16 protein-coding genes are annotated in these 14,509 nt (G+C 41.3%); 8 read left to right on the top strand and 8 right to left on the bottom strand.

From position 1 onward, the window contains the following. Positions 1-7: 7 nt before the first annotated feature. Together AN214_RS00995 and AN214_RS00990 are read right to left on the bottom strand one after the other, a co-directional pair. The gene (locus tag AN214_RS00995) at positions 8-526 is read right to left on the bottom strand and encodes a cytochrome b (protein ID WP_054978019.1); all 519 of its coding nucleotides are present in this window, start codon (positions 524-526) and stop codon (positions 8-10) included. After that, positions 523-1,491, bottom strand: coding sequence for a catalase family peroxidase (locus AN214_RS00990; protein WP_054978018.1), 969 nt, complete (start codon positions 1,489-1,491; stop codon positions 523-525). Before AN214_RS00990 ends, AN214_RS00995 begins: the two co-directional genes overlap by 4 nt. A gap of 353 nt (positions 1,492-1,844) precedes the next feature. Between AN214_RS00990 and AN214_RS22630 the strand changes: the two genes are divergently transcribed. Genes AN214_RS22630 through proB form a run of 3 tightly spaced genes read left to right on the top strand, consistent with a single transcriptional unit; the run spans position 1,845 to position 4,605 of the window. Further along, positions 1,845-1,988 carry a hypothetical protein gene (locus AN214_RS22630; protein ID WP_161805647.1) on the top strand — a complete coding sequence of 48 codons (144 nt, stop codon included), beginning with the start codon at positions 1,845-1,847 and terminating at the stop codon, positions 1,986-1,988. Positions 1,989-2,013: 25 nt separating this feature from the next. Then, a complete protein-coding gene (putP, locus tag AN214_RS00985) occupies positions 2,014-3,492 on the top strand; it encodes a sodium/proline symporter PutP (RefSeq protein ID WP_054978017.1) in 1,479 nt (492 codons plus the stop codon). A gap of 3 nt (positions 3,493-3,495) precedes the next feature. Next, entirely contained in the window at positions 3,496-4,605 is a 1,110-nt protein-coding gene (gene proB, locus AN214_RS00980) for a glutamate 5-kinase (RefSeq protein WP_054978016.1), read from the top strand. A 95-nt stretch (positions 4,606-4,700) separates the two neighbouring features. On the opposite strand, the gene AN214_RS00975 is transcribed toward proB, so the two are convergent. Genes AN214_RS00975 through AN214_RS00955 form a run of 5 tightly spaced genes read right to left on the bottom strand, consistent with a single transcriptional unit; the run spans position 4,701 to position 9,924 of the window. After that, positions 4,701-5,936 (bottom strand): ABC transporter permease, encoded by a 1,236-nt coding sequence (locus AN214_RS00975; protein ID WP_054978015.1) that lies wholly within the window; start codon positions 5,934-5,936, stop codon positions 4,701-4,703. After that, entirely contained in the window at positions 5,933-7,123 is a 1,191-nt protein-coding gene (locus AN214_RS00970; protein ID WP_054978014.1) for an efflux RND transporter periplasmic adaptor subunit, read from the bottom strand. Before AN214_RS00970 ends, AN214_RS00975 begins: the two co-directional genes overlap by 4 nt. Next, positions 7,120-8,286, bottom strand: a complete 1,167-nt coding sequence (locus tag AN214_RS00965; RefSeq protein WP_054978013.1) for an efflux RND transporter periplasmic adaptor subunit — start codon at positions 8,284-8,286, stop codon at positions 7,120-7,122. Before AN214_RS00965 ends, AN214_RS00970 begins: the two co-directional genes overlap by 4 nt. Continuing rightward, on the bottom strand, positions 8,279-9,253 hold the full coding sequence (locus AN214_RS00960) for an HlyD family secretion protein (RefSeq protein ID WP_082428445.1): 975 nt from the start codon (positions 9,251-9,253) through the stop codon (positions 8,279-8,281). Before AN214_RS00960 ends, AN214_RS00965 begins: the two co-directional genes overlap by 8 nt. After that, positions 9,250-9,924: an ABC transporter ATP-binding protein gene (locus AN214_RS00955; RefSeq protein ID WP_054978086.1), complete on the bottom strand. Its 675-nt coding sequence runs from the start codon at positions 9,922-9,924 to the stop codon at positions 9,250-9,252. The genes AN214_RS00960 and AN214_RS00955 overlap by 4 nt, the downstream gene beginning before the upstream one ends. A gap of 603 nt (positions 9,925-10,527) precedes the next feature. Between AN214_RS00955 and AN214_RS00950 the strand changes: the two genes are divergently transcribed. After that, complete coding sequence (locus AN214_RS00950) at positions 10,528-10,809, top strand: hypothetical protein (RefSeq protein ID WP_152960686.1); 282 nt, start codon at positions 10,528-10,530, stop codon at positions 10,807-10,809. Positions 10,810-11,001: 192 nt separating this feature from the next. On the opposite strand, the gene AN214_RS00945 is transcribed toward AN214_RS00950, so the two are convergent. Beyond that, positions 11,002-11,970: a dihydrodipicolinate synthase family protein gene (locus AN214_RS00945; RefSeq protein ID WP_054978011.1), complete on the bottom strand. Its 969-nt coding sequence runs from the start codon at positions 11,968-11,970 to the stop codon at positions 11,002-11,004. A 307-nt stretch (positions 11,971-12,277) separates the two neighbouring features. Here AN214_RS00945 and AN214_RS00940 point away from each other — a divergent pair, with 307 nt between their 5' ends. From AN214_RS00940 to def, 4 genes are all read left to right on the top strand, one after another. Next, positions 12,278-12,877: a hypothetical protein gene (locus AN214_RS00940; protein WP_054978010.1), complete on the top strand. Its 600-nt coding sequence runs from the start codon at positions 12,278-12,280 to the stop codon at positions 12,875-12,877. A 67-nt stretch (positions 12,878-12,944) separates the two neighbouring features. Then, on the top strand, positions 12,945-13,391 hold the full coding sequence (locus AN214_RS00935; RefSeq protein WP_054978085.1) for an N-acetyltransferase: 447 nt from the start codon (positions 12,945-12,947) through the stop codon (positions 13,389-13,391). Positions 13,392-13,414: 23 nt separating this feature from the next. Then, entirely contained in the window at positions 13,415-13,903 is a 489-nt protein-coding gene (locus AN214_RS00930) for a GNAT family N-acetyltransferase (protein ID WP_054978009.1), read from the top strand. Positions 13,904-14,006: 103 nt separating this feature from the next. Beyond that, positions 14,007-14,498, top strand: a complete 492-nt coding sequence (def, locus tag AN214_RS00925; protein WP_054978008.1) for a peptide deformylase — start codon at positions 14,007-14,009, stop codon at positions 14,496-14,498. Positions 14,499-14,509 lie beyond the last annotated feature (11 nt).

Below are 14,509 nucleotides of genomic sequence, written 5' to 3'. Positions count from 1 at the left end.
ATAAACATTAAAGCATGCGTTTTAAAGTATCGTCCTTTTTAATAAAGTGATGATACAGCGCACCCGCGACATGCATCAAAATTAGCAAGGCAAAAACAGTAATAAATAAGCTGTGTAATTCACGAAACAGGCCATAAAGCACAATGTTTGGTTCGCTTTTCACGCCAATGCTCACTATGCCAAAAAACGAGATTGGCTTACTGGCAAAATACTGCGACAAAATGCCCGTTAGTGGCACTGCACACATCAGGCAATAAAGTAGAAAATGCACACCGCTTGCTGCCATTTTCTGCAACTTAGATTCATCACCGCTCTTAGTTACCGGCGTTGAGCTAAATTTGGTGCACACACGCAGCACAAATAATACTAAAGCAACTAAGCCAAACGCCTTATGTAGCGCCAGTAAACTGGGTTGCCATGGTTCAAGTGAACTAACCATAGTTAAACCTGCAGCAAACAACGATACGAACATCATCGCCATTACCCAGTGTAATAGTCTTAAACTTAAGCTGTGTTTAGCAATCATTGCAGCGCCTCCAGCAGTTTTTCTTTCGCTCTGCGACGATAAGACTCTGCATATGCAGCAGAGCGCGCATTCAAGATGGGATCTTGAGTCGCGACAACGCCTGTTGGTAAAGTTAGCGGATCAAAGTTTATGTCGTGGCAGCGCGCATCTTCGCTGGCATCGATAGTTTTAATCTTGAGCACTCCCGCAGATATCTGTTCGCGTGAGCTTGGCCAAATTACCGCAGGATTAGTTTCATCATCGTCAGTACTGGCTAAAGTAAATACCCAATTAAAGGATACAGGCCCACCTGCTAAACGGTTTGCCAACTCATCAAACAGCGCGTTATTACTATTTGCAAGAGTATTTGGTGTGTTATCGCTAGGCATAACATGCCACCTAACAGCGTGTTTATTGCTTTGATTATCAATCAAATAGAACGCATTTATGCTGTTGTATTGCTCAAGAGCAAAACTCGAAGACGGTGTGTAGCTGGCTTTCCAATTTAAAAAGTCTTTACTTTCAGGATGCTCATTAAAAAATGCTTTAATCGCAGTAGGTCCTTGCTTAATTGCCACAATTTGCTGATAAAAATCATGTGCATTAGTGACCGCCATCGCAGGCGGTGTATTCATGGCAATACGCCACTGCTCAGTGCTGCTTAAATTAAAACTCAACGCTAGGCTGCGCACTGGCGCTTTTAAATCTGGCGCTGTTGGATTACTACCCGCAATTGAAAAGCGACCAACAAAAGCAGTCGTACCAGCTTCAAACAAGCTTGCTTTTGTGTAGGGTGCAAGTGCGCCATTAGCGACAAACTCGCCTGTTACACACGCACCTTTCGCATGCGCACGGCGAAAACCAGCAAACGGCTTATTGCCTTCTTGCAAGTCGACAAATTGCTGCGCAGTGACTTTTTCCTGTGCAACTAAATTGGCAGACAACACCAAGCCAGACCAAGATAAAAATTGAATAAGTGTTTTCAAATGTGCCCCTTAACTTTAATAAACCACGATAAAGTTCACATCCATACCAATCGCTGAAAATGCAAACATAACTAAAAGAGTGTAGCCGATTGGCATAAATGCACCGTCTATACGGTATAAACCAGAAAACAGGCCAATTTATTTCACCGATTGAGCCTTATTTGCTTCGACTTCAAATTAATATTTGTTTATCTAACTAAATCTAAATAAATCATAAAAACGTTAAAAATAAATTAGATCAATATAAACAAATACTTAAACACACTTCCTGTGTTGATCAAGTTTTATTCACTTGAAATTAGAGCTCAAATAATTAGAATTGTAATCAATTTTAACCATATGAGGTAAATATCATGAGTACTAAAACGGATCTTTTTGGGTACCTTTCTTTTAAATTTATCGCCGCTGTAAGTTACTTATTAGCCGCGGGTTCTCTTGCTAAAAAGCGAATCTCAGGTGACTCACAAGGGCGCTACGCAAATTCTCAAAGCAAATAACATAATTAATTAGTACTGAAATAAAATGTTCGATTACGCGACTTTTTCTATTTTATTATATTTCGCCCTGCTAATTTTCATTGGCGTTTATGCCATGAAAAAATCCACATCAGATAACGGTGAATATTTGCTCGGTGGGCGCAATGTCAGCGCCAAAGTGACCGCATTATCAGCTGGTGCCTCAGATATGAGTGGCTGGATGCTAATGGGTCTACCAGGTGCCGCTTATGTTAGTGGATTAGGCAGTATTTGGCTTGCAGTTGGCCTAGTGTTAGGTGCGTACGTGAACTATCACATAGTTGCGCCTAAGCTTCGCGTATTCACAGAACTTGCAGATGATGCGCTGACAATTCCTGAGTTCTTTTCAAAGCGCTTCGCTCTTGAAAAAGGCAGCGTAAGACTCATTGCGTCGATTGTTATTATTGTATTTTTTACGGTTTATACCGCGTCTGGCTTAGTCGCCGGTGGTAAATTGTTTGAATCAGCATTTAATATTGATTACACCATTGGCATTGTTGCTACCGTAAGCATTGTCGTGATTTACACTGTGCTTGGCGGTTTCCTTGCGGTCAGTTTAAGTGACTTTATTCAGGGCGTAATCATGCTCATTGCGCTGATTGCCGTACCTATGGTGACCTTCAGTAACTTTGATGCTAAAGCTGCCAGTAACTTCACCCAATCAATGTCGTTTGATTTTGGCAATGTTGAATTGCTTGCCGCAATCAGCTTAATGACATGGGGCCTTGGTTACTTTGGTCAGCCACACATTATCGTGCGCTTTATGGCAATTGATAGCCATGAAAACTTAGCCAAAGCACGCAAAATCGGTTTATCGTGGATGACGATTTCGATTATTGGTGCGCTAGTAACAGGCCTTGTTGGTGCAAGCTTTATCGCCAATAGCGAGCAATCAGTATCTGATCCCGAAACCATTTTTATCTTTCTATCGCAGTTTTTGTTCCACCCATTTGTAGCAGGTTGGCTGCTTGCAGCAATTTTAGCTGCCATTATGAGCACCATTTCGTCACAGCTATTAGTGTCGTCGAGCTCACTGGTAGAAGATATTTACAAAAGCTATGCGAAGCGTCAGCCAAGCAGTAACGAACTGCTCATGATTAGCCGCGTGTGCGTGCTCGTGGTTGCCGTTGTGGCATCACTTATTGCGCTAGACAGCAATAGCAGCGTACTTAATTTAGTATCAAACGCATGGGCCGGTTTTGGCGCAGCATTTGGCCCACTGGTAATCTTTAGTTTGTGGTGGAAAAAGCTAACGCACAGCGGCGCAGTAGCCGGTGTAGTTGTTGGTTCACTCACCGTACTACTTTGGGCATACGTACCGCTACTCGAAAATGGCGAAACCTTAAGTGTTTACTTTTACGAGTTACTACCAGGTTTTGTAGCAAGTTCACTGGCAATCGTACTCGTTAGCCTGAACACGCAGCAGCCAGACCAGCAAGCTATCAAATGGTTCGACGCAACAAACGCCAAGCTCCAAGAGGCTTAATTTATGCAACAAAATCTTAAAAATATCGGCTGGAAACGGATTGTGATTAAAGTGGGAAGCGCATTAATTGCGCCTCACCGCGATGGATGCAGTAGCCAGTATTTATTAAGTATCGCAAATTTTATTGTACGTTGCCGTGCATCGGGTATTCAGGTGGTATTAGTATCATCGGGCTCGGTCGCCGCAGGCGCGCACTTATTTAATAACGTCGACAACTCGTCAATGACAGTGAAAAAAGCCATGGCGGCAGCAGGTCAGTCAGAAATGATGGCAACTTGGGATAGATTATTTGATTTTAATACAGCCCAAGTACTGCTTACCCATGCCGATTTACGCAATCGCGACCGCTTTGAAAGTGTGCGCGATACGCTGACTGCGTTATTACATAACGATATTCTGCCAATCGTAAATGAAAACGATACAGTAACCACCGACAAGCTAAAAGTGGGTGATAACGACAATTTATCAGCAATGGTGGCCAGTGCCGCTTACGCCGATGCATTGATTATTTGCTCTGATATCGACGGGCTTTATACCGCTAATCCTCATGAGGACAAAAGCGCAACGCTGATTCCTGATGTAATGCGTATTGATCCTGAAATTTACGCAATGGCAGGCGGTGCAACCAGCGATGTAGGTACTGGCGGTATGAAAACCAAAGTACAAGCAGCTGAAAAAGCAGTTTCACACGGTATTAATACATACATTGTTAACGGCTTTAGTGAAGCGACGTTTAATACGTTATTACAAGGCGGTAACCCAGGCACCTTGTTCCACGCCATCGAAACACCGATGCAAGACCAAAGTCACTGGATGAAACACACCACCAAAGCACAAGGTGAATTGGTTGTTGAAGACACATTTGCGATGCAAAAACAAAGCGACGATCTCATTACGCCGCAAGATTTGGTGAATGTGATTGGTGATTTTTCAGCTGGTGAAGTGGTACTACTTCGTAAAGAAAACGGCGACAAACTTGCCAAAGTAAAAAGTAATTACAGCAGTTGCTTACTTAATTTTGTGGCCGAGCAAGACAACGATGACTTGTCTGAGAAGCTGCATGACTCAGCAGCGCCTATTCTCTCTGAGCAATATGTATCTTTAAGTAATTAGCAACTAACTTGCACCGTAATTGTTTGACCCTATCAAACATAATTACAACCCAACAAAGGGGTTAGCATAGCGCTAACCCTTTTTATATTGCAATATCAGTCACTTTGCAGTGCGTCAATCGGATCAAGCTTAGATGCCTTAATCGCGGGGTAAACACCAAAAACAAGACCTACCAACGCACAAATGCTAAACGATAACACTATTGCGCTTAGCGACCACGACACCGCCCATTGAGAGTAAAAAGCAATCAGCTCTGACAGTGCAATACCAAAGAATACACCCAGTAAGCCACCTAAAATGGAAATGGTGAAACTCTCGGTAATAAACTGCACTTGAATATTCTTTTGCGTTGCGCCAATGGCGCGCAATAAACCGATTTCTTTAGTGCGCTCAAGCACAGTGGCTAGCATTATGTTCATAATGCCAATACCGCCCACCAGCAGCGAAATTCCGGCTACACACGACATTACAATATTAAAAATTTGCTGGGTTTGCTTTTGCTGCGCCAATAACGCGGCAGGCACAATTAGCTTATAGTCATCAACATCGTTATGACGCCCTTTCACTAAAGCATCAATCGCTTGCGCCGCCATCACAGGGCTAAAACCCGGTTCGGTAGCAAGTTTAATGCGAGTAATTTCGGGGTCGAGTAATTCGCTTTTAAAACGGTGAATCGCGGTTTTAAGCGGAATAAAAATCTGATTTTGTTCATCGCCTAATTTAACGCCCTGAAACTCTTTTTTCTTTAAAAATGGCGCTTCAAGAATACCTACCACTTCAAACCACAAATGGTTAATTTTGACTGATTTTCCCACCGCATTGCCAAGCGGGAACAAAGTACGCGCGGTATTTGCACCAAGTAGCGCCACTTGCGAAAAGTGCTGACCATCTTGCTGATTAAGCAAGCGCCCGGCACTTAAATCAAAATGTGCAAGCTCAAAGTAGTTTTCACTTACACCTACTGCTTGGCCATCAAATTTGGCGTATTCACTAAACACATGGTAGGTTTCAACCACTTTTTCAGCGGCAAAATCTGTAATAAACGGCAAGGCTTCAACTGCAACTTTGCCATCATTAAGCGATAACCCGTCCGAGTGCTTACGCTGCTCTCTAAGTTCATCCTCTTCAAAGTCTTTAGCTTCTACAATTACGTTATTAAGGCCCATTGAATCAATCATTTTCAGTGCTTCACGCTGTGCACCTTCACCAATGTTCAACATGGCAATTACCGCACCTACACCAAAGATCATACCGAGCAAAGTTAAAAAAGTGCGCATTTTATGCTGCTGCAATTGCACTGCGGCATCTTTAAATAATCCGACTAAATTCATAGCTTGCCCTCCTGCTCAACTAGCGCAATTACATCACCTTTGGAAAGGCCCTTTACAATTTCAACATGGCTTAAATTACTTGCACCTAAGGTAACTGGCGCTTTGCTGTAACCCGATGCCGTTTTAAGTTGCACATACGCGCCTTCTTCGTCAGCAAATACGCTAAATTTTGGTACGATTAGCTTTTCGGCTGACTGATCCGCCACTATATTTGCCACCACTTTTAAACCCGGTCGTAAGTAGTCGCCTTGCTCATCAATACTGGCGGTGATCTCGTAATACTTTTGCGGATCTTGTCGCTTAATTGATTTAGGAAACGGTGCAAGCTTACTTATTTTGCCAGTAAAGATTTTATTGGGTGTTGAAATAAGCGAAAACTCAATTGCTTGATCTTGCTTTAAATTAATCGCTTCGCGCTCTTTTACAAACAACTTGATTTGCATAACCGAGGTATCAGGCAAGCCCGCAATTTTTTGGCCCGGCCATAAAGTTTGCCCTGCTCTTGGCTTTTCACCATGCCAGTTTACACTGTGTGTAAGCAAGCCATCGTGCGGGGCAACCACCTCTAACGACGACAAATTGCCATCGAGCATATTAATTTTGCTTTGATGCTGCTGACTTTGCATGCTTAAGAGGTCTAGCTCGCCTTGCGCGCTGCTATTAAACTGATCAGACTGCCAATTAAAATAGGCCGTTTTGGCATTTAAATAGTCGACCTTTTGCGCTTGCTCTAAAATCTCAAGTTTCGAGATAATACGGTCATCGTCGATAGAGAAATTTTCAGCAAATTGCTTTTCTTCTTCAACAATTTCCATATCAAGCCCTAAGTGTTTTCTGCGCGTGTCGATTTCGGTATTTTTACCCGATAAATCTTGCGATACTTTTTGGTTTGAAAAATCACTCTCGCGCTTTTGCTTAATCATTACACGACCATCAAACCGTGCAATCACTTCACCTTTTTTAACTTGAGAGTATTCAGGCATTAACCACGCCAGCGTTTGCGGCCCACGCGATGATGCAGGGGTGCTAATCACGGTTTCATTGGCGGCAATTAGCTCGCCTTTTGCCTCTACATAATTTTTAAACGGGGCTTTTTGCACCGTGAACGTAAGCTCGGCGGCTACGTCATCGGGTTTTGAGCACGCGGTTAATAAAATCACGCTTACAACAATAGCTAAATACTTCATAAACGCACTACCTCTCCTTGTTCAATACCGCTTTTTATTACCGCAAAACCATTACTAATATTACCTACCGTAACAGGGGTTTTATCACCATTTTTTTCAATTACATACGCGCTTGATTGGTCGCTATGCAATGCGCTTACAGGCACAATCAATACATCGTCAATTTTATCGGTCGCAATCTCTACGCGGGCGGTTAACCCTGGGCGCATTGCAGCTGCATTGATATTATCGAGTTTAATTAAGGTGTCGACGATTCGGCGTTTATCTTGCGGCGATTTTTCACGAAACGCACTGCCAATACTGGTTATTTTGCCCGATGTAATAATCGGCTCAGAGCCATCAATGGTCACTTTAACATTCTGATTAAGTGCAATGCGGCCAAAGTCAGCTTCGTCAATTTGTGCTTTTACCTGCATATCTTCAATTACCGCTAATTCAATTACCGGCTGACCAAATTGCACACTTTCACCTACCGTAGGCTTTTCGCCACTGGCATCGGTGTAATACATTACAATGCCATCCATGGGTGCTTTTACTTTCAGCTTTTCAATGTCGTGTTCTAGGGCATCAACTTCGGCTTTTAAGCGATCGGCTTTACCTTTAGCTAAGCGAATATTGAGCGCTTTAGTTTCATCTTGAAAGGTCAGCTTTTTCTTTGCAAGCTCAAGATCATTTTGCGCAATGGTAAAATCAATCTGTGCCTTGCGTTTATCGTTATCCGACATTGAATCATCGTTAATATCGGCCTTGCGTTTGGCAATATCGTAATTCATTTGCGCTTCGGCAAGGGCGAGTTTTAACTCTTCTTGATTTTTAATCTCTTGCGCTTTTTGGTTTTCGAGCTCTTTTACCGCGCGGTCATATTCGCTGGTTTTTTCAATTAAGCGGTCGCGCACGGGTTTATCATCAAAAGATGCAACCATCTCGCCTTTTTTCACTTGTTTATTCTCAGGCGCTAAAAACTTCACCTTGTATTGCCACATACGTGAAATAGACGGCGGTGCAATAAGCGATTGCTGTGCTGATTCTAATTCGCCATTGGCTTGCACAGCCAACTGTAAGCTGGTTTTTTCAATGGTGTGATAATCAAATTCATCATCGCCACAACCGGCTAACGAAAACGCGATTAGGCTTGCAACTAAGCCAACTTTAAACTTATTCATTGCTGCCTCCTTGCACCACAACACGTCCCGTCATACCCGGTAATATTTTTAGCTGCTGTGTATCGTCAAACTCAAACTTAGCGCGATAATAGGCATCTTTACCCCACTCTTTACGCTCTTCCGGTTGTGTTGAAATATCGCTTAATTTTGCAGTGAGTGGCGTATCTTGATACGCATCAAGCGTAAGCGACATTGTTTGCTCTTGCTTTAAGTGCTTATAATCAATTTCGTGTACCCACGCTTCTAAATAAAGACCGGTCATCGCTGGGATTTCAGCAATTTTCCAACCAGGCTGCGCGGTAACCCCTGAAAACAATTTAGTGCCATACCAAGGGTGATTACCATACAAAATGGGGCCTTGATTGGTGGCTTTATGGGTAAGTTTTTGTAAACGCTCGCGGTTTTCTTTTAAGTTAATTTGCAAACGGTCTATTTCAATTTCTTGCTTACGAATATTTACCTGCGCTGTGGTTTTTGCCTCAGCAAGACTCGCTTTGGCTTTATGTTTTTGGATCACCGCTTGCTCTAGCTTTAGCTGGTTTTCTTCATAATCAAATGCGCTTAAATGGCTTTTCGGCACCGCAGCATCAATTTTGGCCTTTTCAAGCAATAAGTCAGCACGAGTAAGCGCAAACTCAGCTTCTAATATTGCTTGTTTACCCTTATTTTGTTGGCGTTTTAATTCATCTTGAGCGGTATTAAGGCTTACTTCATCTTGCTCAATGGTGCTAGCAATTGAGCCGCCCTCAAATACCACAACCACATCACCGGGTTTGGCTATTTCGCCCTCGGGTAGCATCCATTCAACTTGAATGCGCCATGTATCACTTTGCGGAGCAAAAAAAGTTTGGCTGTCGCTCGCTTTTATCTCCCCTGTAATAAAAATATTTTGCGATGCAGTCAAAGGTGTTGTTGCAAACGCGGTTGCGAATATCAAAGGCAGTGCGGCGAGTTTAAGTGTTTTCATTGAACGCTGTCCTCTATTTTCACACCATCTTTCATGCGAATAATGCGCTTAGCGTACTCGGCAATATCTTCTTCGTGGGTCACCATCACAATGGTGTGGCCTTGGGCGTGTAAATCACATAACAACGACATAATTTCGTGGGATGTTTTGCTGTCTAGGTTACCGGTGGGTTCATCGGCAAAAATCACTTTAGGCTCATTCACTAAGGCTCTGGCGATTGCCACACGTTGCCTTTGCCCACCAGACATTTCATTTGGTTTATGCCCCGCCCTGTGGTCAAGCCCCACCTTGGCTAGCATCGCCAACCCTTTTTGTTTTGCTTGTTCTGGCGATATATCACTGTACCTAAGCGGCAAAGTCACATTTTCAAGTGCGGTTAAACGGGTTAACAAATGAAAGGTTTGAAAAATAAAGCCAATACGCTGATTACGGATTTTTGATAAGTCTTCATCGCACATATCTTGAATAGATTGTTGGGACAAAAAATACTCGCCTTTAGTTGGCGTATCTAAACAACCCAAAATATTCATAAGCGTTGATTTACCTGAACCCGACGAGCCCATAATGGCGACGAACTCCCCTTCATCGATGGTGATAGAGACATTGTTTAACGCGGTAACGCGCGTTTCTCCACTGCCGTACTCGCGATACAGATTCTTCACTTCAAGCACTTCACACATTCCTTGATTATAATTTTTAGCCGTTAACGGTATACAATCTAAATAGCTCAGTCAACTGATATAACCAACTGATTTTAATGGATAAAAATACATTTAAATGAGAATTGATCGCGTTAACTATTTGTAACAAAACGTGTATTTGGAAAGGTGGGAGTTTTGCTTGATTTGGCTTTAAAAATAAAAGTAAAGCGCCGGCCTTAAGCGGCACTTTGTACAGTAAAACAATAACTGAACAAAATGCTTAAACCACGAAAATAAGGGCATTATAAATAGCAATAAAAAAAACAAGTTCAATTTAGTGAAGATTTATATGAGTATGAGTTTGAAGTTCATAAAGATACAACTTTAATCAACGATAGTTATATTCATTATTCATCTGAAATTAACTACGAGTCACGAACGGTGATTGATAGTAAGGTATCAATTTCCGGTGCAAAGTGGTTTTGGCAATAAAAGGTTCATATGCGAAATATAATTTTTTTGATATCAGTTATCCTTAATTTTGTATTAATTTTTATAACTTTTGGTTCTGATAACAATAACAAGAGTAACGGAATATTTATTTTGGCTAATTCTTACGAGAGAGAGTGTCTTATGGATTGGAAATCTAAAGACCCGAGTGTTTCTTATATCAGAGAGCATAAAGTTAGTGGTCCTGACCCCTTTAATAGGAATGTCATTTTGGAGTTTGGTGGATATCCATCAAATATCTCTTTCCAATATGAGTTTTCTTCTTGTTTTAACGATAGTTTTACTTGGGTTAATTCATTAGAAGAGTTAGATGCTGCGGTTAAAATATTCGCATCCAAGTCAAAAAATATAGGAATCTATAAGTCTACGGATTCGAATAAAGTACTTATTTACGGAAATCGCTAATCTGTTCAGGAATTTAAAACTAGGGTCAGAGTCTGCACGATCCCCACAAAATAGTTATACGTTTCAATAATTATTGGGGTCAGGCTATGCATTGTGCACACCTAAATCCATTTAAATACTAATAAATAATTCAAAAACCCACAAAAAAAGCTCCGTAATCGGAGCTTTTGTCTTTTCAAAACACGGAAAAAATTATTCAGCTAAACCTAGTGCTTCAAGTCGCTCTTTTGCAAGAAGGTAGCGTGCACGAACATCGTCAATTTGCGCTGCCGTAAGCTTTGTGCCTAATGTGCGCAGGCCGCCTTGTTCGTCATTGTGGTGAATACCAAATGCAAATTTTAGGTATTCTAAAAGCAGTGGCTGTGCATCTAGGTATGAAATTGAGTTCATTGCTTGCGAGATTTTGTTCGCTTCAGCCCAGTTGCCGTCATTTACATACTCTTGCATTGTGACACTTGCTTTCGGGAAGATACACCCTACACCGGTAATGCCACCGCATGCGCCAGCAAGGCCTGCGTGAACAGTTACTGTGTCTACACCTGCTAAGATTTTTGCATCTTTATTTTCTAGCATTAACGTTTCAATAACTGATACGTCAGTTGTTGAGATTTTAAGTGCCGTTACTTCTGGTAGCGCTGCAAGCTTTCTTAAAATATCGGTTGAAAGCGCATGGTAACCGGCTGCATCAGGGTTGTTGTAAGGCATAATCGTAACGCCCGCTTCACGTGCTGCATCTGCTGCAAGCGCGTAATAAGCGTACATTTCGTCATCAGAAGGGGCTTCTTTAGTTTTTGGTGGCATTACCATTACAGTATCTACACCCACTTTAGCCAACTCTTTAACAATAGTTGCAAGGGCTTCTTTGGTTTCTGCCGCGGCACCACTAATTAAAGGTACGTTAAATTCTTTAGCAACCTCAGAAAGCGCACTTAGCAGAGAAAGACGCTGCTCAGCGCTTAGGTAGCTGTTTTCACCTAGCGTGCCTGAACCAACAAGGCCACCCATGCGCGTGCCAGCTTTACCTTCAACACGTAAAATATCTGCTGCATACTTTTGTGTTGCAACTAGATCAATTTCAAGCGCGCCTGTTTCAGCCTCTTTTAACCATGTGAATACGGCAGGCATAACCGTATAACGCCAATCTGTACTATTTGTTTGCATCGTATAACCTATTGTATAAAATCTTTATTTCCTGACTATATCGTATAAAATATACAAAATAAACAATTGAATGAAATTGTCTTTAATAAATGCTTAAAATTAGTGAGCTGTATTGCGTTTAGCGCGCATACAATTTAGGTTAACTTAAAGCCTATTTACCGTAAAACACCTATAAAACCCGCCGATTCCATTGCCTAAACCTCCGTTTTTAAATGCGTTTAGTTATCTTTGGCTATTGAAATGTAAAATAGCAAACTAAGTTTTAAACTGTATACTCATCTAAAAAAGAATAAGTAGAAACAGTAAAATGGACATTGATTCTCTTTCAGCTATAAAAGTAAACAGAAAATTCGGTGATGAGCCTTTTGAACATAATAGTTTGCAACTCCCAATTAACTTACTTTCATTTTGGCAATGGTCAGCATCCGATATTATTGGGAATGCTATGAGGGGCATTCTTGCTGAATACATTGTTGCGTCTTCAGTGGGAGAAAACTCAGGCGTGAGAACGGAGTGGGACGCTTTTGATATTAAAACTACCGAAGGGATTAAAGTAGAAGTAAAGTCAGCTGCATACATTCAAAGTTGGGAACAAAAAAAGTACTCAGCAGTTCAATTTAACATTCGCACGACACGTGCTTGGAACCAAGAATCAAATGAACGATCAAACGAGATAATTCGTCAATCTGATGTATATGTATTTTGTCTTCTAAAGCACAAAGAGCAAAACACGATAAACCCATTAAATCTTGAGCAATGGGAGTTTTACGTATTACCAACTGAAACTCTAAATCAAGTTCTAGACTTACAAAAGACTATCACCCTAAACAGGTTGAAAGCACTAAAGCCTGAAAAAGTTGGGTATAACGAACTATATCTTGCAATCAAAAATGCAGCGAGTGTCTAGCTACCCATTTAACTCAATTCAATATATAGATTGCAATAACTACAACTATCAAAATTCAGAACAAAATATGATAGCTCAACTTACCCATTCAAATAGCGATATTGCTTCGTACATTTACGCTGTGTTTCAAGCTTCTTATAAAATTGAAGCCGCACTGATTGGCACCGATAATTTTCCACCGCTATCGCGCACGCCACAGGATATAGCAAGCTCAAACACCTTGTTTTATGGTTTTTATGAAGATGATAGTCTTGCGGGTGTTATTGAAATCACATACCAAGACCAAATACTGGAAATAGACAGTTTAACCGTCGCACCCGATCATTTTCGTAAAGGCATTGCCGGCAAATTGATTGAGTATGTGTTAAATACATTTGACTTTAGCAAAGCTATTGTAGAAACCGCGGTAGTTAATGCACCTGCTATACATTTATACCAAAAACATGGCTTTAACGAGTTTAAGCGTTTTACACCCAGCCATGGCATTGAAAAACTGGCATTAGTAAAAGAATAATAATAAAAGACATTTACAAAACTATGATCCGACATGCATGCAAGGATGATTGCTTACAATTAGCCGCCCTTTCAATAAAAGTGTGGTTCGACACCTATGCCGTTGAAGGCATAAAGCGTGAATACGCCCAGTATGCCCTTGCTACATTTACTGAAAGCTATTTTAGTTCGTTACTTGATTCGCCAGATTACAACTTATTAGTGGTTGAAAAAGAAAAAGCGCTACAAGGCTATGCCCTGCTTAATATGAACTCTCACTATCAATCGACAAATAATGGTTTTGAGCTTGAAAAACTGTATATAGATACTGTGTTTAAAGGCCAAGGTTTAGGTAAGCAGCTTTTAAAGGCGGTAGAACACGAATTTGGTAAGGCGTACTGGCTGTACACTTGGGTTGAAAACGAGTCTAACGGGTTTTATTTGCATTTAGGGTTTCGCAAAATTGGCCAACTTAATTTTGAATTTGCTGGCACACAAATCGAAAATAACGTTTATCAATCGACCCCTATCTAACATACAATTGCGCCCTCATAACACTTTGCTTGTTTGTCATAATTAATCAGCAAGCACTCCAAAGCCCCATCAAGGGCGATTAGCCAAAAATAATTGAGGTAAAATGGCCGTTTTAGAAATACTAAAAGCTCCAAACGAGAAGTTAAAAATTAACGCCGAAAAGGTAACCGATGTTGCAAGCGTGCAAACATTAATTGATGACATGCTTGATACCATGTATCACACCGACGATGGTATTGGGCTCGCCGCAACACAAGTAGGTAGAAGCGAAGCCATTATCGTTATTGATATTTCTGAGCAACGAGATGCGCCACTCATTCTAATTAACCCAGAAGTTGTAAGTGGCAACCACAAAGAAATGGGGCAAGAAGGCTGTTTATCTGTTCCCGGTTACTACGCAGACGTTGAGCGTTACACCGAAGTAACGGTTAAAGGTTTAGACCGCACAGGCAAAGAAGTAACTATTGAAAGTGATGATTTTCTTGCCATTGTATTGCAGCATGAAATCGATCATTTAAAAGGTAAATTGTTTATTGACTACCTTTCGCCTTTAAAGCAAAAAATGGCACTTAAAAAGGTCAAAAAAAACAATTAAGTCAGTTGCTT

Origin of the sequence: Pseudoalteromonas sp. P1-9 (assembly GCF_001399975.1) — a bacterium.
Lineage (GTDB): Bacteria > Pseudomonadota > Gammaproteobacteria > Enterobacterales > Alteromonadaceae > Pseudoalteromonas.
The sequence above is the reverse complement of the archived record's forward strand: the minus strand, read 5'-3'. Positions and strand labels throughout refer to the sequence as shown.